Source organism: Lentimicrobium sp. L6 (assembly GCF_013166655.1).
Lineage (GTDB): Bacteria > Bacteroidota > Bacteroidia > Bacteroidales > UBA12170 > UBA12170.
In genome coordinates this window covers 35,220-57,979 of record NZ_JABKCA010000027.1, presented here as the reverse complement: position 1 = coordinate 57,979, position 22,760 = coordinate 35,220, and the positions used below count along the sequence as shown (strand labels likewise).

The window sequence follows — 22,760 nt, the reverse complement described above, 5'->3', positions numbered from 1 at the left end:
CCATATCCATGTTCATCTCTAGCATCTCTGCAGGATAACCTGTTTTTTCGCTCACCACTTCCAACAACATCTTTTCTAATTGTGTAGTATCAGCGGTAGTTTTGTTTGCTTCTGATGCTGCTTGAACTTCAGCTTGAATAGGAGCTACTGTTTCAATAACAGGAGCGGTAATTGTTGGTGCAGCTGCCTCTTGAGGAGTCAATGGCAAATTTGCATTTACTTGCTGTCCAATAATATCTATCAGCTGCTGACTTTGTGTATTTTGATCATTGATAAAACGCTCAAATAACTCTAATGACTTTGCCTGATTGGTTTTAAAGGATTCTAAAGTAGAAAGTAGCAATTCGGAAACGCCATTGTTTTCATTTGAGGGATTGTTTGTGGTTTGAGCTGCAACTTCTACGACCTTTTCCACTTCAACAATCTTCTCAATAACTTGTGTTTGATTGCCAGAAATTTTAAATCCGTTATTCGTTACGTCGGAATAAGCTTTTTTCGTAGCAGGAGAAACATAATTAGCACCACTAATTATCACATCCATTTTGCTTGCTTTAGCAGGTGCTTCAGCTTCTTTTAAATAGGGATCTACATTTGATAATTGTAATCCCAAAACATGCAATTGTACAATAGCCTGACGGAATTGTAAATCACTGTCTTTTTTGGCATTTGGATTAATAGCAATGGCTGTATGTTCTTTCCCTTCTAAGATATTCCCAACCAATTTGGTCAATACACCTTTGGGTCCGAACTCTACAAATACACGACCACCAGCATTATAAATATTTTCAATTTGATTTTTAAACAATACAGGCTTTAGAATCTGTCCCTTTAAAATTTCTTTTATTGCATTGGAATCATTTGGGAATTGATTTCCTGATGTATTTGAATAAATAGGTATTTTCGGTGTGTTAAACTGCTGTGCTGCAATAAAACCAGCAAAAGGCTCTTGTGCATGTTTAACAAAATCAGTGTGGAAGGCCGCTGAAACCGGTAATGGAATAACAGCATAGCCCTGATTTTTTAATTGTTGTTCTGCAATGCGGATGGCTTGTGTGCTACCGCCAAGAATAATCTGGCTAATTGAATTCACGTTGGCAATGCTAACACCAGGCATATTGGCAATGGCTTGTAGCACCTGTTCTTGCGAAGCTTCAACAGCTAGCATTGAACCTTTGTCTGCATTGGGATTTTCAATCGACATGACAGCACCCCTGGTTTTAGCCAATGCTAAAAAGGTATTTTCATCATAAACACCACCTGCCCAAAGTGCAGTTAATTCACCAAAACTATGTCCGGCAGTAAAGCTAGGCTTAAATCCGGCATTTTGTAAAATCTTATATTGTCCCATGCTCAAGGTACCAATGGCAGGCTGAGCAAATTTCGTTTGTGTTAATGTTTTTTGTTGAGCTGCTTTTGCTTCTTTCGAGAATACAGGAATAGGGAAGATAGTTTTTGATAAAGCAGCTTCTCCGTTTTGCTCAAAAAGTTTGTCGGTCTGCTGAAAAGCTTCATTTAGCTCAGGGAAGGCATTGGTTAATTCTTTACCCATACCCACATATTGTGAGCCTTGTCCTGCAAATAATGCCACTACATCTTTCGATTGGGCATCCATACCATTCGGACGGTAGTAAATACCTTTAGGATGATTCCATTGTTCTTGTTTGGTTTGAAGCATTTGTATACTCGTTTGGAATAAACTAATACATTCTTCAATGTCTTGGGCCACAAATCCAATGCGAGCAAAGGATTTGTCTGCGATGCTATTTTTACTAGACTTTGTTAGGTTTAAGAAAGCCAATTTACTTTCTTCTCCTTCTAAATTGGCTAAAGTGCTTTTACAAGTCTCTAATAATTGACTAGGATTTTGAGCGCTTAATAAGACCGATTTATAGGGCTCATGTATACGATAATCCTTAGGCTTTGTGCCAGCATATTCTTCTAATGCAATATGAACATTGATGCCTCCAAAACCGAAAGCACTTACACCAGCACGACGCGGATGTCCGTTTCTTAACCATGGACGAGCTTCTGTATTGATATACATAGCCGAATTACTAATGTCAAACTTAGAATTGGGTTGCTCCACATTAATTGTTGGCGGTAACACTTTATGGTGTAAACCCAATACCGCTTTCACCATCCCCACAGCACCAGCTGCAGCTTTAGCATGGCCCACTTGCGATTTGATGGAACCCAAAGCAATATGTTGTTTTTGAGGGTTGTCTTTCCCAAAGACCATTTGCATGGATGAAAATTCAACAGGGTCACCTGCAGCAGTACCTGTACCATGTGCTTCAATTAAACCTACAGTTGAGGGTGCATAACCCGCATCTTCATAAGCACGTTCTACAGCCATGGCTTGTCCAGCAGGACGAGGGGCATAAACCGATTTGAAACGGCCATCACTAGAAGTTCCAACACCTGTAATGGTCGCGTAAATTCTGTCACCATCACGCACAGCATCCTCTAATCTTTTTAATACCAACATTCCCAATCCTTCGCCAATCAGCATACCATCCGCGTTATCGCTAAATGGGCTGATATTTCCAGATTTTGAGAAGGCAGGCGTTTTACTAAACGACATATACATAAATGGTGAATTGTCGGTATCAACACCACCAGTCAGCATCATGTCGCAACGTCCTTCTACTAATTCACTCAAGGACATTTTTATGGCACTCAAGGAAGCAGCACAAGCAGCATCTACAACGCTGTTAATACCACCTAGGTCGAAACGATTGGTAATACGACCCGATATAACGTTACCCAATAGGCCAGGAAATGAATTCTCATTCCAGCCGATATAGGCTTTTTTCATTTTGTCAACTATGTGTGGAATATCCTGTTCGGCAATACCGCTTTCACGCAAAGCTTTTTCCCAGATAGGATATTGTAAACGTGAAATTAATGGTGTAATTAATTTCTGGCCTCCACCTACACCTAGTAAAACACCAGTTTTGGCTTTTAGTGCAGTTGTGAATTTCACTGAATCTTTACCATAACCAGCATCTTTGAGTGCATCACGTGCAGCTATCAAACCTAATAACTGACTTGCATCCGTTACTTCAAGAATATTTGGTGGTAAACCAAACTCCATGGGATTAAAATTAATGTCAGGAATAAAACCACCTCTTTTACAATAGGTTTTATCAGGAGCAGTCATGTCTGCATCATAATAATCATCTATGTCCCAACGACTTTTGGGTACATCAGTTATACTGTCTTTTCCTTGGATGATATTTGTCCAAAATTCCTCAATATTTAGGGCGTCTGCTACAATTGTAGATAATCCTATTACTGCAATTGGTGTTTTCTGAAGCGAGCTGTTAATATTCATAGCTTTATTTTTTAAATGGAAACTTTAAAAAGTTCCTCTTGAATTTCTAATATTTCTCTTCCCTTTAGTGTGCAATTTCCTCTCAAGTATGGTACTAAAGTCCCAAATGTGAGACGTTCGATACTAAATTCTGAGATAGGGAATTTCACTTTGTCTTTTAATAATTTCTGCATGACCAATACCGTTTGTCCTACAACCTCTATATCTAAATCACTTCTGAAAATACCTTCCTCTATACCCCATGTTGCCAATTTAATCATCTGTTTATGGGCGTATTTTCCAGTGCTTTTGTATGAATTATTTAATACGCTAGGGTAAAAGGCTTGTACATCCTGAAAGAAGTTTGGATTTACCTCATAGGAGCGTCTCACAATTTGATGATGTAATTTGGCCATAGCCTCTATCACATTATCAGCCGATTCTATAATGGCTTCATTTTCGGCTTTTACTTTATGATTATAATTCTCCAAACAAGCTTCAAGCAATTCCACTTTATCCTTGAAGTGAGCATAAAGGGTTCTTTTGGAAGTGTGTAATTCCTTAACTATTTTGTCAATGGTAACTGATTTTACACCATTCACTAAGAATGATTTTGTTGCTGTTTCTATGATGAGTTCTCGTGTAATCATGTTTAAATTATAGTTTTAAAACCAACGGTAATATTTTCGTCTTCGCAGTACCGCAAAGAAACGAAAGTATTCCGATTTTATTTCCAAGGTTCTTTATTTTAACATAAAATAGTGTATAATTAATTTCAATAGCCTGAAAATACGGCAGTTGTGTAGTGTTAAATTAAATTAACGACTGAGTGTGATGAGTGAAATATTTGGGTGGGATACGGAGAGTGAGTTTACTGATATGCTCATTAGATACTTAATAATTACTACTAAAACCAGAATTCTATCGTAATATTGCCTCATCAAGTATTCAATACTTGATGGTTTTCGTTGATATTGATTATTCATTGATAGTTATTAGATGATTCATGAACATGATTTACCATACCAACTCCTTGCTGATACAGGAGAAATATAGTTTAGCTGAGCTCATTGAGAGGATGCCTGAAGCTATTCAACAGCGTGCACTTCGATATAAATTTGAAGCAGATGGCTATCAATTTGTCATTGGGCGATTACTCCTCAAGTATGGTTTAATGGAAATGGGAAGGGGTGATTTATTGGATCATATCACCTATCTGAAAAATGACAAACCACATTTGGAGGATATCTCCTTTAATATTTCTCATTCGGGTAATATGGTGGTTTGCGTATTGGCAGAGCAAGGGCAAATAGGTATAGATATTGAACAGCACAGGCAAATCAAGCTTTCTGATTTTGAAGCTTTTTTCACACCAAAAGAGTGGGTTAACATAAATAAGTCTACGTCACCACTCCAAAAATTCTTTTGCTATTGGACACGTAAAGAAAGTATTATTAAAGCATTGGGCGTTAACTTATTCTATTTACACCAGATCGAAATTGATGCCAGCAATGAAAAATTTTCCCAAAATGGGCAGAGATGGTTTCTGCAAGATTTAGATTTTGGTCAATATTATTATGGTTGCCTTTGCACCGATGTTATGGAGGATATGCAGAAGGTTGAAGTAGCTGCTGAGCTTCTTTGTAGATGAAGTCAATATTGGTTAAAATCTATTGTTTTTCACTCCCATGATTTATTCTGCTCAATTATTGAATTGAAAGTATTTAGCAATTAAATATTAAAGAATGCAAGGTTTCGCAATCCAAAGAGTTTTTATAAATCTACTTTCACTTAGGTTGACTCTTCTCAATCCTTATCACTGCTTAAGATAAATTTAAAGAATCATTAAATCAGCGATTTAAATTGTTTTTTAAAGCTGTTAGAAAGACCTTGTATCTTTAAAAAAACACATCTTATTTTTGTGTAAGGATTATATCTTCCAATTTCACTTTCCTCTTGCATCAAATCGCTATATTCACTATAATTGCAGTAAATACTTAATTATTAGCAAAGCTTGAAAAATACCAATCTTAAGAAAGTTTTATGGGCCTTGGCCATTTTGTCAATCATTATGACCATTGGCGTTTTTGGATTTATGTTAATTGAGAAGGATAACTTTTTAGATTCTCTTTATTTGACTGTAATTACCATCTCAACCGTGGGCTTTGGTTTGCCGCATCAATTAACAGATGGCGGAAAGATTTTTACCATATTCTTAATTATTTTTAGTTTTGGTAATTACGCTTATGCTATCTCTATTATCACTTCGTATTTGGTTGAATTACAGATTAATGATGTGATGGGTGTTCGATCGAAAAAAAAGAATAAAACTATGAAAGACCATGTAATAATTTGTGGGTTTGGACGAAATGGACAAACGGTAGCCAATGAGCTTAGAGTTAGAAAACAGCCTTTTGTGGTTATAGACCAGAATCATGAACTTATCATGAACTATTCTGGAGATCCTGTTAAATTTATTGAAGGAGATGCCACTGAAGATGAAGTTCTAGAGCAAGCAGGAATTCAGTCTGCTAAATCTATCGTTTCTACTATGCCTGTGGATGCCGATAATCTTTTTGTAGTATTAACAGCACGTTCTCTTAATCCCAAAATCACGATTGTGAGCAGAGCCTCCAATGCTAGTGCTGAGCGAAAGCTTCATGTAGCGGGTGTAGATCATGTGGTTATGCCTGAGGGAGTGGGAGGAGCACATATGGCCAAGTTGGTGACTAGAGGGGATGTATTGGAGTTTCTCGATCATTTGTCCATCACTGGAGGTTCCGAAACCATTATCGAAGCTATCGATTATGCAGAATTACCCATCGAGTTTCATAATAAAACCATTATGGAAATGGCAGTTCGCCAAATGGTAGGAGCTAATATCATTGGATTTAAAACTCCTGAAGGCGAATTCATCATCAATCCTAGCCCCGAAACAGTAATTATCCCTCATTCTAAAATTTTTATTCTTGGGACTCCGGAGCAAATAGAAAAAATCAAAATCAAAAAAAAGTAAGCCATGAGCAAAACAATATTAATTCCTACAGATTTCTCAAAGGTCTGTAATAATGCTATTAATCATGGGGCAGAAATTGCTCGCAGCATTGGAGCTAGAATCGTATTGCTCCATGTAATAAATGCTGATAGTTTAGCATTTTTGAAAAAGAATAGCTTTAATAATGATTATATTGAAACTCAATTGAACGATTTAAGGACTCAGCTAGAGCAATCCTATGGTATCATTGTTCAAACCATAAAAGTAGAAGGGAAATTAGTAGCTTCTATTTCCAATGTAAGTAAAGAAGTACAAGCCGATATGGTGGTATTTGGTACGCATGGTAAAACGGGGATTCAAAAGATTACTGGTGGCCATGCCATGAAAGTGATTCATGGTTTGGATATTCCAATTTTAGTGGTTCAGAAGAGAACTTTTGGCATGGGATATCGAAAGATTGTCTTCCCCATAAATATTTCGACCAGCTATAGTATAAAGATTGATTGGACTATTTTTATTGCAACGGCTTTTCAGGCTGAAGTATTTATCTATATCATGAAAACAGAGGAGGCTTATATTCAAAAAGCCATGCTGAAACTGGTTGATGAAATCACCAATACTTTCAAAACCCATCAAATTCCATATACCATTGATCAGGCTCAAAGCGCAGTGGATTTTCCAAAGCAGATTAATAAATATGCCGAGGAACAAAATGCAGATTTAATTATGATTAAAGTAGATAATGATGAGTTTGAACCTTCTTTTATTCTTGGAGCCATAGAAGAAAAAACTATTTATAATAATTCGAATATTCCAGTGTTTTGTGCACAAAATAAAGAGGAAATTTAATATGAGTATCAAAAAACTATCCCTAATAGTCAGTTTTGTATTTGTTTTTTTAGCTGGTTCTTGGGCCCATGCTTCGGAAAAAAAACCAGTTGAAGAGCAAACCAAAACGACCAGTGAACATATTAATGACTTCTTTGAACCTATTGTGGAACAAATGAATACAATCTTGTTTTTCGATCCCTTTGAATGGGCAGGAATCTACGACCCCATTATTTATGACGATGAAGGGGCTGTGGTCATTGGAGAAGATGGTAAACCTATAAAAGCTCCTTTGCCCATTATTGTAGTATGGTTAATCATTGGGGCAGTAATTTTCACTGTTTATATGGGATTTATTAATATTAGAGGATTTAAACACGCCATACAAATTGTTAGTGGTAAATATGATAATCCAAATGATGCAGGAGAAGTGAGCCATTTTCAGGCTTTAACAACGGCTCTGTCAGGGACCGTTGGTTTAGGAAATATTGCCGGAGTGGCCATTGCCATTGTTATTGGTGGACCTGGTGCTACGTTTTGGATGATTATCGCTGGACTCTTAGGCATGTCATCCAAATTTGTAGAATGTACACTTGGTGTGAAATACAGGAAAATAGATGTCTTAGGCCAAGTGAGTGGAGGTCCTATGTATTATCTTTATATGGGTTTGAAAAAGCGTAAGATGAAAGGCTTAGGTGCTGTTTTATCTGTTATTTTTTCTATTCTAGTCATTGGTGGAAGCTTTGGTGGTGGAAATATGTTCCAAGCCAATCAAGCATTTGCTCAGTTTAGTTCCATGATTCCTGCATTAGAAGGACATGGGTTTTGGTTTGGTTTAGTTTTAGCCCTATTGGTTGGAATGGTCATTATTGGCGGTATCAAAAGTATCGCCAAGGTTACCGATAAAATTGTTCCGCTTATGGCTGTTATGTATGTGGGAATTGCATTGATTATCATCTTTATGAATATTTCTCATGTGGGGGAGGCTTTCAGACTTATTTTTGAAGGTGCTTTTGATGGTGATGCTATGAAAGGTGGAGTTATAGGAGTATTAATAGTTGGATTCCAAAGGGCGAGTTTCTCTAACGAAGCTGGTGCTGGTTCAGCAGCTATTGCGCACTCTGCAGTGAAAACTAAGGAGCCCATTACCGAAGGTTTAGTTGCTTTATTAGAACCTTTTGTTGATACTGTAGTTATTTGTACCATGACAGCTTTGGTGATTATCTTCACTGGTTTTTATACCAATCCAGATAACCTTCAAGGAACTGAATTAACCTCTCAAGCTTTTGCTAGTGTTTTTACTTGGTTTCCTTATGTTTTAGTGGTAGCGATTTTTCTTTTCGCTTTTTCAACCATGATCAGCTGGTCTTATTATGGCTTAAAAGGTTTCGATTATCTTTTTGGTGGATTAAGCGAAAGATATTTAGGAAGTAGAAAATATTCTGACACCGTTTACCGTTTAATGTTTTTATCGTTCATCGTGATAGGCGCTTCTTCTACCCTTGGGGCAGTGGTCGATTTCTCCGATATGATGATTTTAAGTATGGGCTTTCCTAATATCATAGGTTTACTAATTTTGGCGCCTGAAGTAAAGAAGGATTTAAAAGACTATTTGAGGAGAGTGAAATCTGGAGAAATAAAAGCCTATAAATAGCTATCTGATTGTAAATTAATTAAATATGAATATGAAGTATCCCGTTTTTCTTACACTATTATTGAGTCTTTGCATTAATTTCACTGCTGTTTCTCAGGACTATTCAGCGCAAAAAAGTGAAGAAACCATGTCAGAGGATGGTAAGAAATTTTATATTCACCATGTGGTAAAAGGAAATACCCTCTATAATATTTCAAAAACCTATGGAGTGGCTACCAATGTTATTTTAAAAAATAACCCATTGCTTAATGATGGTTTAAGGATGGGATTGGAGCTAAGAATTCCAGTTCAGGCTAAAACGGCAACCATTGATTTTATTTATCATATTGTGAAAAAGAAGGAAACTCTCTATCATATTTCTAAAATATATAACGTCACCATAGCGGATATCAAGACTTTGAATGAGATCGAGGGAGAAGAAATTAGCCCTGGTCAGTATTTAAAAATTCCTTCTATGTTTGTTCAATCCAACGAAAGCTCTTTGCACACTGAAGCTCAGGAGGCTAAAACAGCAAAAATAGATGATGATAAATATAGTATTTATAAAGTTCAACCTAAGGAAACCCTATTTACCATAAGCAAGCGTTTTGGCATTTCTGTGGATGCTTTAATGTATATAAATGACCTGACTGATTCTAATATTCAAGAAGGACAGGATTTGTTGATACCAAAAAAGCTTACTCAGCCTCAAAAGCAATCTACAATAGACTCCGCACGATTTATTCAGCATAAGGTAAAACCTCAAGAAACTTTATTTGGTTTAGCTCGTCAATATGCTATTCCTGTTGCTGAAATCGAAAAGAATAACGAATTGGGAGATAGGCAAATACAAATTGGACAGACTCTTTTGATTCCTAGAAAGTTAAATGAAACTGGATATATCAAGCATAAAGTGGCTGAAAGAAAAGAGAAATTGACTCAAATTGCTGTGAGTTATGATGTGACAGTGGCCGATTTGAAAATGGCCAATCCGAATGTAAGCTCTAAATTAAAAAGAGGCGAAAGCTTGCTAATACCTCTAGATTTTATTGAAACTGATTTTGAGACTGAAGAGTTGGAAGATATAGTGGTGAGTGGGGAAGAAATAGTGGATGATATTCCAGATGTTATTGAGGATTCTTTATGTTCGAAAATTGGGGAGCAAGATAAAAGATATAAAGTGGTTTTAATGCTTCCTCTTTATTTGAATGAAATAGATAGTTTGATATTTGTGGATACTATGGTTCTGATGGACCGTAGATATGACAAGCCATTTAAGTTTATCGAGTTTTACGAGGGTGCTTTGTTGGCTGCACGAGAATTAAATGAATCCGGTCTGGAATTTGATCTTCATGTAATGGATATTCCAAGAGAAACTGAAGGAACTAGAGCTGCATTAAATTCCACGGATTTAAGCGATGTGGATTTAATAATTAGTTTGCTATATAGCTCAAGTTTTGAAGTGGTGAGTGAGTATTCCAACCGTCATCAAATTCCTTTAGTAAATGTATTGTCAAAGCGTAGAAAGGTAATTTACGACAATCCTAATGTGTTTAAAATAGAGCCTGACGAGGATGCTTTAATAGAGCAGGTTGGAAATTATATAGTAGACAGATATCAGAATCATAATATCATATTGGTAAGAAGTAATCCCTATCAATTAGCCAACGAATATAAAGAATTAAAACAAATTTTAGAAGAGGGTATACCCAATCAAATGGGGATTCCCAATGCCGATATTCTTTATAAAGTAAGCCAATACGAATTAGATTATCCAGAAACAGAAATCGATTACAGTATATTGGCAACTAAGGAAATTAGAAAGGTAATGCCTGGTTTTGACTATGAACTAACCCAGTCTTACCCCAACGATACAACCCTACTTCCCAATTCCTTAAAAACGGTAGTTTATAGTGTCGATAGCCTTTATGGTATTTCGGAGGCCTCCTCATTAATTAGAAATAATTTGGTGGTGGCTTTTGGAACAGAAGAGGTTTTTGCCATTGAGCTATTTACCAAGCTGAATTTTGTGAGAGATAGTTTCGATTATCAGGTAATAGGTTTGCCACACTGGAGCGATTATACAGAAATTGATGTGGCCTATACGCAGCCATTGGGTTTACAAGTAGCTTCTGCAAAGTATATTGATTATTCAAAACCAGAAGTGCAAGATTTTGTTTTAAGTTTTAGAGATGAATTTGGTATTGAGCCTCAGAAAAACCGCCATGCCTTCTTGGGTTATGATGTCACAAAATACTTCCTTACAGCTTTAGCTAATTACGGATTGAATTTTCAGGATTGCTTGGACGATATGGAAGTTGAGCTATTAGAAAATCATCTTGACTTCAAAAAAATCCCAGATGCTGGTTTTGAGAATAAAAACTGGAATATCTTAAGACAACGGAATTTTAATTATCATTTGGTGGACTAGGGTTTAAGGGTTCAAGGTTTAAAGTTTCAAGAGATGTGAACCTGGAGGTTTAGGTTTCTATTTTGAGTTGGAAAGCTGATGAAAGTACGAACTGGCTAAAGTATAGCCTACATGTGTTCTAGAAAATTATAATGGTTTTTAGAAATTGAAATTTGAAACGATGGGTTTTTCCATGTTTTACTTGAAATTTATACCCTTTATTATTCGATTATAAATCATTACCGCGTAGCGGTTTAAGTATTGTATAAGGTTCTAGTCAAGGTTTATTGATTCCCTGTAGGGGATTTGCTTTGCATTCAATTCTTTTATTGAAATGTTTATAACAGATGCTCTACGAGCAAATGAAATCTTTTACCTTTCTTCTGATACAAAAGCTAATGCCCTACGGGCAATTATTTTAAATATATAAACGGAGCTCAAAATCTTCACACATCAAGTCTGCCTCTTCCAGCATTGTTCATCTGTCCCCCAACTTCCATCTTCCAACTCCGGGCTTCCAACTCCAGGCTTTGCTCTTCCAACATCAGTCAGCCGACACCCAACTTCTATTCTTCCACCTACTTCAACATCCCCCTAACTTCTTCCAGATCTCCATCATTAGGAGCAGGAGTCAGGTTCAGAATTTCGCACATCAAAGGATACACATCCACGTTTTTGAACATCTCTTGCTGATAATTTTGTTTAAAGGCTGGACCATAAGCATAGAAAATAGCATTCATGTCTTTGTTGCGGATATCATAGCCATGTGTGCCTCCCATTCCATAATTCTTTCTCGGTGCCCTTTTCATTATGCTATATGAACTATCTGCAACTATGGTAAAGTCTAGGCAGCGCTCATGAGTTCCATAATTCAGGGCTTCTGGGATTTCTGAGTTTTTATAGATAGTAAGTCCATTCACCTGCTCTAAAGCCAAATAGATAGAATCCTCAAAACCTTCTTGGGCTTTAATATTATAAATGGGGTTTCCACCAACAAGATAGGTATACCATTCTTTCTTCAGATAATCGGTCAGAAGAATTGATTTATCTTTATAAATATTACCCATTCCATGATCAGATAAAACAATCACATTTACTTTATCAGCAAGTGGATGTTTCGATAGTTCCTTCATAAAATAACCCAATAGGGCATCTAAATCTCTAATGGTGGAATCTGCTGTTTCGCTATGAGGCCCGTAGTGATGCCCAACTCCATCCGGCTCGTGAACATACCAACTAATTAAATGAGGTCGTTTAGACTCCTCTAAGCTTAACCAGGCCATTACTGAATCCACACGTTGATAAAAATCAAAATCATGATCATATTCTTTCCAATAGGAGGGATGCATGCCTTGAATATCGGCTTCCGAACCCACCCAAAAGTAGGAGCCAGCTTTCATGCCTTGTTTTTCGGCCGTATTCCAAATGGGTTCCCCTTGGTAGAATTTCCCATTTTGCACCGCTTCTCTATTTCCAATAGAATAAACCTCATCAAATTTAGGAGCATAGAAAGTATTATTTACAATCCCATGATGATCAGGAACCAATCCTGTGACTAAAGTATAATGATTAGGGAAGGTTTTACTGGGGAATGAAACCTGCATAGATTCTGCTTTTACGCCCATTTTTTCCATCCTATCAAAGTTTGGCGTAGCAATAGAATCCGGGTAATCCCATCTAAATCCATCCATAGAGAGGAGGATTAAGTAGGGCTGTTCCTTTTCCATTTCTTTCGTGGAACAAGAGGAAATTAGTAAAGCGAGTAAGAGTAGGTATAATATATTGTTTTTCATAGGGATAATCATTTCATGCAAAGTTAAAATAAATGAATTAGAGGAGGATAAATGATTTGATAATTTTTTGTGGTATTAAGGTAAACATCAAAACAAAAAAAACGCTAGCGCGGAAATGTTTTCCGTGCGTATAACAGACAGTGTCCCAAAAACTGTGTAAACGTAATTTTGTTTAGTTAATATTTAATCTATCGTCAAAAATAATCAAAAACTGATTCAAAATTATGCCCCAGTCTCTAATTGGCATTGTCCATCTTTTGGTGGTCTCATTTACCGCTAAGAACACTGATTTCATAACAGCCTCGACCCGCTAGCGCGGAAATGTTTTCCGTGCGTATAACAACAAGATAGGCAGTCAATTTATTAAATTTTCTATCTTTGTTAGATGTCAGATAAGTATAAAATACACGAATCAGATAAAGCCTATTTTATTACAATGACCACAGTTGGCTGGGTAGATATTTTTACAAGGAAAAATCATAAGATGGCTATGGTTGATTCACTAAAATATTGTATAGAAAACAAAGGCTTGGAAATATACGGATGGGTATTGATGCATAGCCATCTACATTTAATGCCGATGAATTTAGGAGATAATATTATTTGGTTTGAAATGGGTGATTACAATTAAAAATTATCGGCATTTACCATTGTAATAATGAAATTGCATAAAGCATTTTCATTAACAATTGGTAGAATTTGTAGAGCAGCAGAAGGACATAGCTAACAGATATCCTCAGAGATTTAAAAAAAATGTTTCAAAGAAAATTGTAAAGCAAATAGAGGAGGAGCCAGAAAGCAGACGAGAATGGCTATTGCCATTATTGCAAAAATATTGCGAGCACTTAAAAAGAGAGCAAGAATACAAACTTTGGCAAAGAGGTAATTATGCTAAAGTTATATACACAACAAAGTTCTTTTATGAGAAATTGAATTATATTCACCAGAACCCAGTGCAAGATATGATTGTGGAAAAACCTGAGGAATATTTGTTTAGTTCTGCTCGGAATTATGCTGAATTGCCAAGTGTATTGGATGTGATTTTAGAAACACCTGAATTGAGGGTTTGTAATTGATATATACACTCGGATTGCAAATCCGAGCGAGCTGGAGTATAACATAAGTACGAAAAGCTAATTTCCAAAGTTTTCTATCTTTGTTGGATGTCAGATAAATACAACGTTCACGAACCAGATAAAGCCTATTTTACGACCATGTTCTCGCCTGAGATATGAATTGAATAGATACATTTAGAGTTTTCTTATGTTAAAATACATCTGAATTGAATACTTATGGTTGGTATTTGCACTCGGATTGCAAATCCGAGCGAGCTGGATTCTTAATTTTCATATTAAGCTCTAAAAGGATTTATTAGTGTGTATAGTAAATTCTTATTTTATTATCTTTGAATAATAATTCAATATAGTCCGATCTTGTGGGTACTTATGTTTATGAATTAAGAGATTAGTCTTGTAAAGCTCATAGTAACGATGGATAAAGATAAAACAGTTATGAATCAAGAAGCATTAATAGCTAGTAAGATAATAAAAATAAGAGAGGAAAGAGTTTTGCTTGATGTTCATCTTGCTGAGTTTTATGGTATTGAAACAAGAGCTTTAAAACAGGCTGTAAGAAGAAATAGGGAACGTTTTCCTGATGATTTTATGTATGAATTAACCGAAACTGATATTGAGGATGTGGTATCACAAAATGTGATACCTTCTAAAAGACATTTTGGTGGAGCGGTTCCTTTTGCTTTTACAGAGAATGGTGTTGCAATGTTGTCCAGTGTTTTAAATAGTAAAATGGCAATAGATATTAATATAGCAATTATGCGAACATTTACTATGCTTAGGAAAGCATGGTTACAAAATCAAGAAATACTAAAGGAAATATTAGAGATAAAGAAGAAACTTAAGAACCATGATAAAAATATAGAATTGGTGTTTAATTATTTGGATGAACTGTTGGAAGGAAAAGAAAAACAAGAGCCAAGAAGAAAGATAGGTTATAAACTTCCAGAGAAAGGGAAATAGATAGCTATACCAGTTCACTCGGGAATCTTCCTAAATCATAGTGAGCGGAGGGAACGTAACTTATGGTAAGAAAAATGTTTATTATGTCGATATGATAGAATCACCAAGAAATGCTTTAAGACTATTTTTACTAATATGTTTGATATTTGTAGTATCTGTAGTGGTTTATGTTTTTACCACGAGCTAGCAGGGTTTAATTTTTCTTGAAAGATGTAAAAAAAAAATCCCCACGACAAAAGCCATAGGGATTAATAATATTTTAAGCTAAAAGTTTAGATAGTAACTTTAACACCCAAATTGAAGTTAAAAGGAAGACCTAAGTATACTTCAGCAGCTGATCCTGTATGAGGATTTGCGATAACAGTTCTTTTTCTACCTGAATCTTCTGATAACATTCTATCAGTATCAATTCTTTGGAATGAATTATATGCACTATTATCTACTGCATCCTGCACATAAAATGTGTCAAATAAATTGAATGCATGGAAGAAGATATTTACACCTACTTTGCCTTTTAAAGGAAGTTGGTAGTTAGCATGTGCATCAAAAACAGTATATGAAGGAGTTTTCCAGACTTGTTCTGTATCTGTTTCATCATCTCTATTAGCTGGGTTAAAATCAGCATAATGATTAGAGTTATGACGCATGATAAACTGAAGTTTTAATCCTTCTACTGGGAAAATGTCAACCCAAGCAGCAAATTGAGTTTGAGGAGCATCACCAACTTTTAAATCTTTTGTATAAAGATTTAAGTCATAAGTATTATAATCACCATCATCATAAGTTTTAACTTGAGCAGAAACATTATTTAAATATTCCCATTTAGCGAAAGAAGCAATACCACCAATACCTACTAATTTAATAGGACGGTAATTCGCTTCTAATTCAAAACCTTGGTGTAATTGGTCTAAACCTTTAATAAAAGCAATGCCATTTAAATCTTCAGTAACTCTAATACTACGAGTTAAAGTACGGTCCTGCCACTTGGTATAGTAATAGTTAGCTTTAACAGTTAATTTGTCATCTAGTGTGCTATAAATTGCACCACCTTCAAAAGCAGTAAAGTTTTCGTTTTGTGGGTCTTCAGCAACAGTTCCATCACCATCATCAATAACAGCATCAAAAATAGGTACTTTAGATATTATACCTACATTGGCAAATACTGAGAATGTTTCGTTGATATTGTAATTAACACCACCTTTAATTTGATATCCACCAATCCAATCAGTATTGGCTTGTAAATTTCCACTATTTACATCAGGAATCATTATTGGATTGCCGTCATCATCAACGCCATCTTGTATTTCAGATGCGGTTTTGAAATGGTCGAGGAAGTTATACTTGATTACAGAGTAACCAGCAGTTCCGTAGAATGAGAATTTCTCAGTAGAATATTCAGCTTGGACATAACCACCAAACCAATCAACAGTATTGGTATTATTATAAGCGATTTTATCACCTAAACCTAAACCTAACTGAGAACCAAAATCATTTCTTGTATATTTATCATCATAAGATTGAAGACCTAATAAATCTCTAACTTCACGGTAATGGTCAATCTCAGCAGTTCTCCAATCTACACCAAATTGCATTTTGAATTTCTCAGTGAAATCAACTTTAACTTTAGAAATAGCACCTACAGTCCACTGATTGTTAACAGAGTTTCTTAAGATACCTTGATTTCCGTAGTTTTCATCTTCAGGGTTTGAGTTTTGGGAAATAGTAGAATTCCAGTCTGGAGTTCTTGAAGGACCAGCATAATCATACTGAATTTTACCATATGTACCAGTACCACCACCAGTACCACCAGAATAATATAAAGTAGTAAATTGAGATACTTTATCACTCCATTGAGCATACCAGTTTAAGTTAGCCAATGGCTTGTGGAAATAGTTTTCTCTTTCATTAATATAACCAGAATTATATCTGTCACGTGCAGATTTACCATTCCAACTTTGTTGGCCTGTATAGCTTTCGTTTACAGGACCCCAGTTTTCATTATATAATCTTCCTGCATCAGCCTGAGGAAATGCGTCTGTAGCATATTCTGTACCCGATTCGCTATAAACTCCCCAATCTTTTAGTTTTTGAATTTCTTCATCCGTATACTTGCTGTAATCATATGTATAGGAATTATCATCACCGTAAATATCTTTCGCATAATCGGTATCGTAAGCACCAGCATTTTGCTTATAAAGGTTTTGTCCGTGACGCTGAGTAGCACCAACAGCATAAATTTCTAAGCGATGATTTTTATTAATATTATAAGCTGCACCTAGATAATAAGTCCATGCATCGGTCCAAGTTTTGTCAATTACACCTTGTCCTGTTTTCTTACCAACAGCAGCACTAACAGCAAATTTATTATTGATTAAACCAGAGTGACCAGAAAGAGTAGTTTTGAAGAACTGTCCAGAACCAACTTCGAATTTAGCAGAACCACCTAATTTGTGAGCCGCAGGGTCAGTAAGGATATTCATAGTACCACCAACAGAAGGAGTAGCTAAGTTAATAGCAGATAAACCTCTTTGCATTTGGATAGAAGAGGTAGCATCAGCAACACCATCCCAGTTAGACCAATATACCCAACCGTTTTCCATATCATTAATTGGAACACCGTTCACCATAATGGCTACGTTTCTTTGGTTAAATCCACGAACGTTGATACGAGCATCTCCAGCTCCACCACCCTGAGGAGTAGCATATACCGAAGGAGTATTGTTCATAACCATAGGAAGGTCTCTAGAACCCAAGTTCTCTTCTAATTGTTTCTTAGAAACATTAGAAATAGCAACTGGAGTTTCTCTTTCCTTAGCACGGTCAGCGATAATCTCTAAACCAGCCATACCAATAGCTTTACCCTGAAGTAAAACTTTACCTAAATTTTTAGTTTCCCCATTAGCAACGTCAATGTCCATAACAACATCTTCGAAACCAACATAACTAATCACAACTTTTTGCATTCCTGAAGGAAGATCTAGAGTGAAAACTCCGTCCATATCAGTAGTAGCACCAGTAGTTGTACCTTCTAAAACAACAGAAGCACCAATTAATGGTTCGCCAGTCATGTCGTCTTTAATTTTTCCTGTTAGAGTACCTTGAGCGAATAATCCGCCAGTAAATAGCGCCATCACTGCAATCAAAGTAAACTTTTGTAACATTTTTCTCATAAACTTTTGATTTTAGAAATTTGATGTAAAATTATAAATTATTTTTAACATTTTTTAAGTGTTCATAAATATTCATAAGTTTGAATATCTATAAGGTTTTTGGTTTTACTTTAGAGCGGCAAATATGCCGGTTTATCTCATGTTCTATGTTAAATCAAGATTAATTTTCAAAGAAAAAAACCTATCAAAAATTTACATTTAGATAGGCTCTCCTTCTTATTATTTCTTAAATGAAGCAATCATTTCGTTTATCTTGGATATTTTATCGGCTGCATCGGCTCGTTTTTTCTTTTCTATCTCCACCACTTGAGCTGGAGCATTATTTACGAATCGTTCGTTGCCGAGTTTTTTATCAACCGATTTGATAAATCCTTCTTGATATTTCAAATCCTGTTCCAACTTGGCAATCTCAGCTTCCACATCAATATTTTCCGAAAGTGGAATGAAATACTCATCAGAACCTACCATAAAACTCAATGCCGCTCCAGGTTTCTCATCAACTTTTTCAAATGCTTCAATATTCCCCAGTTTATTGATAACAGCCGCAAAAGCATGTTGATTGAGCTCCCCTTGTGTATATTGTAATTGTAAAGCTTCCTTTTGAGGAATATTTTTCTCTTTTCTTACTTTTCTAATATTATTGACTACCTCAGCAGCTTCTTCATAAGCTTTGATAATATCAGTAGCAATATCTGTACTTTTTGGCATATCACTGATAATGATATCGTCACCTTCTTTTCTTTCTGCCAATAAATGCCATATCTCTTCTGTAAGGAAGGGCATAAATGGATGAAGAATCTTCATGAGTTTCTCAAAAATGAGGATGGTTTCATTATAAGTGCTTGCGTCAATGGCTTTTTGATAAGGTGGCTTGATGATTTCGAGGTAATTAGAACAGAAATCGTCCCAAACCAACCTGTATGCTGACATTAGAGCATCAGAAAGTCTGTATTTGCTAAAGTTATCCTCCATGGATTCTAAGCTCTGATTGATACGAGCATGCATCCAATCGATTCCTACTTTTGCAGCTTCGGCTTGTTCTTTCTCTTCCACTTCCCAGCCTTTCACTAATCTGAGGGCATTCCATATCTTATTAGAGAAATTTCTTCCTTGCTCACAAAGCGACTCGTCAAATGGTAAGTCGTTACCCGCTGGAGAGGTGAGTAGCATTCCAACTCTTACACCATCAGCTCCATATTCTTCCATTAATTTAATAGGGTCGGGGCTGTTTCCTAAAGATTTACTCATCTTACGACCCAGCTTATCTCTTACAATACCCGTGAAATATACATTCTTGAATGGAATTTCTTGTTTATACTCCAATCCACTCATGATCATTCTAGCTACCCAGAAGAATAAAATCTCTGGTGCGGTAACCAAATCGTTGGTTGGATAATAATATTGTATGTCTTTATTGTCAGGGTTTCTGATTCCATCAAAAACAGAGATGGGCCATAACCAGCTAGAGAACCAAGTGTCTAAAACATCCTCGTCTTGCTTTACATCATCAATAGTAATATCTGCTAATTCTGGATATTTAGCTTTTGCTTTTTCAAGAGCCTCCTCCGCAGATTTTGCTACGACTTCTTCTTTGTTTGGAAGATAATAAACCGGAATTTGCTGTCCCCACCACAGTTGACGAGAAATATTCCAATCTTTTACATTCTCCATCCAGTGGCGATAAGTATTCTTAACGTTGGCTGGATAAAATTGTACGGTGTCGTTCATCACAATATCAAGAGCAGGCTTGGCCATTTCTTTCATGCTCATAAACCACTGTAATGATAATTTTGGTTCGATAACAGCATTGGTTCTTTCAGAGAATCCTACCTTATTGGTATAATCTTCTTCTTTCACCATGAAGCCTTTTTCTTGGAGCTCTTTGCTGATTTTCTTTCTCACTTCAAAACGATCTTCGCCAATATATAATTCAGCTGCTTCGTTTAAAGTTCCATTATCATTAAATATATTGATGGTATCTAATTTATGCTTGATACCTAAAGTATAATCATTGATGTCGTGTGCAGGAGTAATTTTTAAACAACCGGTTCCAAATTCTCTATCCACATATTCATCTTGAATAACAGGAATAGCTCTATTAATTAAAGGAACAATTACTTTCTTTCCTCTTAAGTGAACAAAACGCTCATCCTCGGGGTGAATACAAACTGCAGTATCTCCTAATATAGTTTCAGGACGAGTAGTCGCAATAGTTACCCATTCATCTTCGCCTTCTACTTGATATTTGATATAATATAGTTTGGATTGAACTTCTTTATGAATCACTTCTTCATCAGAAAGAGCAGTAAGTGCTGATGGATCCCAATTCACCATTCTCACACCTCTGTAGATAAGTCCTTTATCGTAAAGGTCGATAAATACATCGATTACAGATTCATATAAATCCTCATCCATGGTGAATTTAGTTCTTTCCCAATCGCAACTAGCGCCTAGTTTCTTTAATTGTTCAAGAATGATTCCGCCATGTTTTTCTTTCCATTCCCAAGCATGCTCCAAAAACTCATCTCTACTGAGGTCATTTTTCGCGATTCCTTTTTCTTTCAAATGGTTGACCACTTTGGCTTCTGTAGCTATAGATGCATGATCGGTTCCAGGAACCCAACAGGCGTTTTTACCTTGCATTCTGGCTCTTCTAACCAAAACATCTTGAATAGTATTATTGAGCATATGACCCATATGCAATACACCAGTAACATTAGGAGGAGGGATTACTATTGTAAAAGCTTCTCTATCGTCTGGTTCTGAGTGGAAGTAGTTTTGCTCCAGCCACCATTTATACCATTTGTTCTCAACCTCTTGGGGTTGATATCTTGAAGGAATGTCCATATCGTAATATTTAAGGGCGCAAAAATAGTAATTTTTTCGGCTGAAAAATAGGCTTATTTTTGGTCGAAGTGTAGCTTTTTTAAACCCTTTGCGTCTGATAGAAAGATGAATTGATTTTTTAATGAAATATTTGCAAGAAGAGTTTAAAAAAATGAGTGGTGGATGATCATTTTTTTTATTGGGAATTTTTTAAAAAATGCAACCCTAAATAAAACTTCTTGTTCTTGTTTTTAAACAAACTCTTAAGAAATGAAAATAACCAAACAATATTTAATTCTAGTATTCTTATCATTAACCATGGGATGGAGCCTTCATGCGCAAGATGTAGATGTATTCAAATCCAAAGACATGGTATTTTATGGTTTAGATTTTACTCAAGCTCGTTTTACTGGTGGTTCTGGACTTACTAGCCCAGCCAGTATGCAAGATAAATATATGCCAGCATTAAATGAATTGATGATGGATGAACGAAAGCGCTATGATGTGGCAAAAAGCTATAAAAAGAAAAATGTGGAGTATAATTTTTATAGAGCAGATGATCTAAATGCAGCCTTTGATGTTTATGAGCATTATATGAATGGCAAAGTAGAAAGCTTGAGTGAGGAGCAGATTCAATCGGTTGTCCAAAATTATAATGATGAGAAACATAGTGGCCTTGGTTTAGTATATATTATAGATGAGGTTAGCCATGGAAATAATCTGATAAGCATACAAATAGTCTTCTTCGATATTGATACTCAAGAGGTGCTATTGGTAAAACGAGCTAGAGGAGGAATGAAAGGTTTCAGCATCAGGAATTATTATGCTGGTGGAATACGACAAATCATTAAAGAGTCTCAAGAGTTTTATGAGAAATGGGAAAAGCAGGCTGAAAACTAAAACTATTGTTAAGCAATTTTGATTTTGTAAATTTTCTTAAATTGCAGAAAATTACTCTAATGAAAAAGTTACTCATCGTATTATTACTTGCATCAAGTTTATTTAGCTATTCTCAATCAGTTTCTGATGTTTTTGAATATAAAGCTGTCACCTTTTTTGGATTAGATTTCACTCATGCTAAATGTGTAGGTATAGGAGAATTTCCGGGAGGCGCTGAGATGGTGAATTATTATTATCCAACATGGAATAAAATGTTTTCTGAAGGAAAGAAAAATATTCCCATTGGCGCTCCATACAAAAAAAAGAGGGTGGAATATGATACCGCAGTTTATGAATTGAACCGAATGATCCCATTTGATGAGATAATCCAGGCTGAAAATTTTATTTTCAAGAAGTCCCAAATTGAAGGTTTTATTGAGAAATATTCAAGTTCAGAAAAAGCCGGTTTAGGTTTGGTCTATATGGTAGAATCTTTAAATGCTATTAATGAATATGCATCTATTTGGGTAGTTTTCTTTGATATTGGAACGGGTAAAGTATTGATAAGTGAGCCTACAAGAGCAGAAGGAAAAGGCAGGAAATTTGAAGATTATTGGACATCAGCCATCATCAGAATCTATGATACTAGCCGCGATGATTATAAAACTTGGATGAAATTTTATAATTAATGATAGAATGGTAGTATAGACCCAACCTTAGAAGGTTGTTCAATCGCTTTGACTCCCAGTCCCCAGGTCTCCCAATTTAGACTTTTTCTGGCTTTCTCAATCGCTTTTTATTTTCTATTTTCTTTTTTGGAATTAATTGATTATATTTGGATTAACACTAACAACTATTTAGAATAGAGCAATTT

15 protein-coding genes are annotated in these 22,760 nt (G+C 35.7%); 10 read left to right on the top strand and 5 right to left on the bottom strand.

Going from position 1 to position 22,760, the window contains the following annotated elements:
- Together HNS38_RS08570 and HNS38_RS08565 are read right to left on the bottom strand one after the other, a co-directional pair.
- Positions 1-3,337: type I polyketide synthase (locus HNS38_RS08570; protein WP_172346298.1), on the bottom strand; the 3,337-nt coding region annotated here is incomplete at its 3' end.
- 11 nt (positions 3,338-3,348) lie between these two features.
- On the bottom strand, positions 3,349-3,966 hold the full coding sequence (locus HNS38_RS08565) for a TetR/AcrR family transcriptional regulator (RefSeq protein ID WP_172280090.1): 618 nt from the start codon (positions 3,964-3,966) through the stop codon (positions 3,349-3,351).
- Between the two features lie 356 nt (positions 3,967-4,322).
- Here HNS38_RS08565 and HNS38_RS08560 point away from each other — a divergent pair, with 356 nt between their 5' ends.
- The 5 genes from HNS38_RS08560 to HNS38_RS08540 all read left to right on the top strand — a co-directional run bounded on the left by HNS38_RS08560 (position 4,323) and on the right by HNS38_RS08540 (position 11,203).
- Positions 4,323-4,967: a 4'-phosphopantetheinyl transferase superfamily protein gene (locus HNS38_RS08560; protein ID WP_172346297.1), complete on the top strand. Its 645-nt coding sequence runs from the start codon at positions 4,323-4,325 to the stop codon at positions 4,965-4,967.
- 363 nt (positions 4,968-5,330) lie between these two features.
- Positions 5,331-6,332 (top strand): TrkA family potassium uptake protein, encoded by a 1,002-nt coding sequence (locus HNS38_RS08555; protein ID WP_172280084.1) that lies wholly within the window; start codon positions 5,331-5,333, stop codon positions 6,330-6,332.
- A 3-nt stretch (positions 6,333-6,335) separates the two neighbouring features.
- Positions 6,336-7,160, top strand: a complete 825-nt coding sequence (locus tag HNS38_RS08550) for a universal stress protein (RefSeq protein ID WP_172280082.1) — start codon at positions 6,336-6,338, stop codon at positions 7,158-7,160.
- Position 7,161: 1 nt separating this feature from the next.
- Positions 7,162-8,793 carry a sodium:alanine symporter family protein gene (locus tag HNS38_RS08545; protein WP_216663673.1) on the top strand — a complete coding sequence of 544 codons (1,632 nt, stop codon included), beginning with the start codon at positions 7,162-7,164 and terminating at the stop codon, positions 8,791-8,793.
- 25 nt (positions 8,794-8,818) lie between these two features.
- Positions 8,819-11,203: a LysM peptidoglycan-binding domain-containing protein gene (locus HNS38_RS08540; RefSeq protein ID WP_172346296.1), complete on the top strand. Its 2,385-nt coding sequence runs from the start codon at positions 8,819-8,821 to the stop codon at positions 11,201-11,203.
- 557 nt (positions 11,204-11,760) lie between these two features.
- Here the strand turns inward: HNS38_RS08540 and HNS38_RS08535 are convergent.
- Complete coding sequence (locus HNS38_RS08535) at positions 11,761-12,975, bottom strand: ectonucleotide pyrophosphatase/phosphodiesterase (protein ID WP_172346295.1); 1,215 nt, start codon at positions 12,973-12,975, stop codon at positions 11,761-11,763.
- A 385-nt stretch (positions 12,976-13,360) separates the two neighbouring features.
- Between HNS38_RS08535 and HNS38_RS08530 the strand changes: the two genes are divergently transcribed.
- The 3 genes from HNS38_RS08530 (at position 13,361) to HNS38_RS08520 (ending at position 15,011) form a co-directional block, all read left to right on the top strand.
- On the top strand, positions 13,361-13,606 hold the full coding sequence (locus HNS38_RS08530; RefSeq protein ID WP_172280075.1) for a hypothetical protein: 246 nt from the start codon (positions 13,361-13,363) through the stop codon (positions 13,604-13,606).
- A 58-nt stretch (positions 13,607-13,664) separates the two neighbouring features.
- Complete coding sequence (locus HNS38_RS08525) at positions 13,665-14,051, top strand: hypothetical protein (protein WP_172280073.1); 387 nt, start codon at positions 13,665-13,667, stop codon at positions 14,049-14,051.
- A gap of 414 nt (positions 14,052-14,465) precedes the next feature.
- Complete coding sequence (locus tag HNS38_RS08520; protein WP_253916301.1) at positions 14,466-15,011, top strand: ORF6N domain-containing protein; 546 nt, start codon at positions 14,466-14,468, stop codon at positions 15,009-15,011.
- 272 nt (positions 15,012-15,283) lie between these two features.
- On the opposite strand, the gene HNS38_RS08515 is transcribed toward HNS38_RS08520, so the two are convergent.
- On the bottom strand, positions 15,284-18,181 hold the full coding sequence (locus tag HNS38_RS08515) for a TonB-dependent receptor (RefSeq protein WP_216663672.1): 2,898 nt from the start codon (positions 18,179-18,181) through the stop codon (positions 15,284-15,286).
- A 219-nt stretch (positions 18,182-18,400) separates the two neighbouring features.
- Positions 18,401-21,028 carry a valine--tRNA ligase gene (locus tag HNS38_RS08510; protein WP_172280070.1) on the bottom strand — a complete coding sequence of 876 codons (2,628 nt, stop codon included), beginning with the start codon at positions 21,026-21,028 and terminating at the stop codon, positions 18,401-18,403.
- A 249-nt stretch (positions 21,029-21,277) separates the two neighbouring features.
- Between HNS38_RS08510 and HNS38_RS08505 the strand changes: the two genes are divergently transcribed.
- On the top strand, positions 21,278-21,907 hold the full coding sequence (locus HNS38_RS08505) for a hypothetical protein (RefSeq protein WP_172346294.1): 630 nt from the start codon (positions 21,278-21,280) through the stop codon (positions 21,905-21,907).
- A 59-nt stretch (positions 21,908-21,966) separates the two neighbouring features.
- Positions 21,967-22,575: a hypothetical protein gene (locus HNS38_RS08500; protein ID WP_172346293.1), complete on the top strand. Its 609-nt coding sequence runs from the start codon at positions 21,967-21,969 to the stop codon at positions 22,573-22,575.
- The last annotated feature ends 185 nt before the right edge of the window (positions 22,576-22,760 follow it).

What these genes read in the sequence shown, in the direction of transcription:
- HNS38_RS08565 (WP_172280090.1), bottom strand. Translation starts at nt 3,966, where the DNA reads ATGATTACACGAGAACTCATCATAGAAACAGCAACAAAATCATTCTTA.
- HNS38_RS08560 (WP_172346297.1), top strand. Translation starts at nt 4,323, where the DNA reads ATGAACATGATTTACCATACCAACTCCTTGCTGATACAGGAGAAATAT.
- HNS38_RS08550 (WP_172280082.1), top strand. Translation starts at nt 6,336, where the DNA reads ATGAGCAAAACAATATTAATTCCTACAGATTTCTCAAAGGTCTGTAAT.
- HNS38_RS08545 (WP_216663673.1), top strand. Translation starts at nt 7,162, where the DNA reads ATGAGTATCAAAAAACTATCCCTAATAGTCAGTTTTGTATTTGTTTTT.
- HNS38_RS08540 (WP_172346296.1), top strand. Translation starts at nt 8,819, where the DNA reads ATGAATATGAAGTATCCCGTTTTTCTTACACTATTATTGAGTCTTTGC.
- HNS38_RS08535 (WP_172346295.1), bottom strand. Translation starts at nt 12,975, where the DNA reads ATGAAAAACAATATATTATACCTACTCTTACTCGCTTTACTAATTTCC.
- HNS38_RS08530 (WP_172280075.1), top strand. Translation starts at nt 13,361, where the DNA reads ATGTCAGATAAGTATAAAATACACGAATCAGATAAAGCCTATTTTATT.
- HNS38_RS08520 (WP_253916301.1), top strand. Translation starts at nt 14,466, where the DNA reads ATGGATAAAGATAAAACAGTTATGAATCAAGAAGCATTAATAGCTAGT.
- HNS38_RS08515 (WP_216663672.1), bottom strand. Translation starts at nt 18,181, where the DNA reads ATGAGAAAAATGTTACAAAAGTTTACTTTGATTGCAGTGATGGCGCTA.
- HNS38_RS08510 (WP_172280070.1), bottom strand. Translation starts at nt 21,028, where the DNA reads ATGGACATTCCTTCAAGATATCAACCCCAAGAGGTTGAGAACAAATGG.
- HNS38_RS08505 (WP_172346294.1), top strand. Translation starts at nt 21,278, where the DNA reads ATGAAAATAACCAAACAATATTTAATTCTAGTATTCTTATCATTAACC.
- HNS38_RS08500 (WP_172346293.1), top strand. Translation starts at nt 21,967, where the DNA reads ATGAAAAAGTTACTCATCGTATTATTACTTGCATCAAGTTTATTTAGC.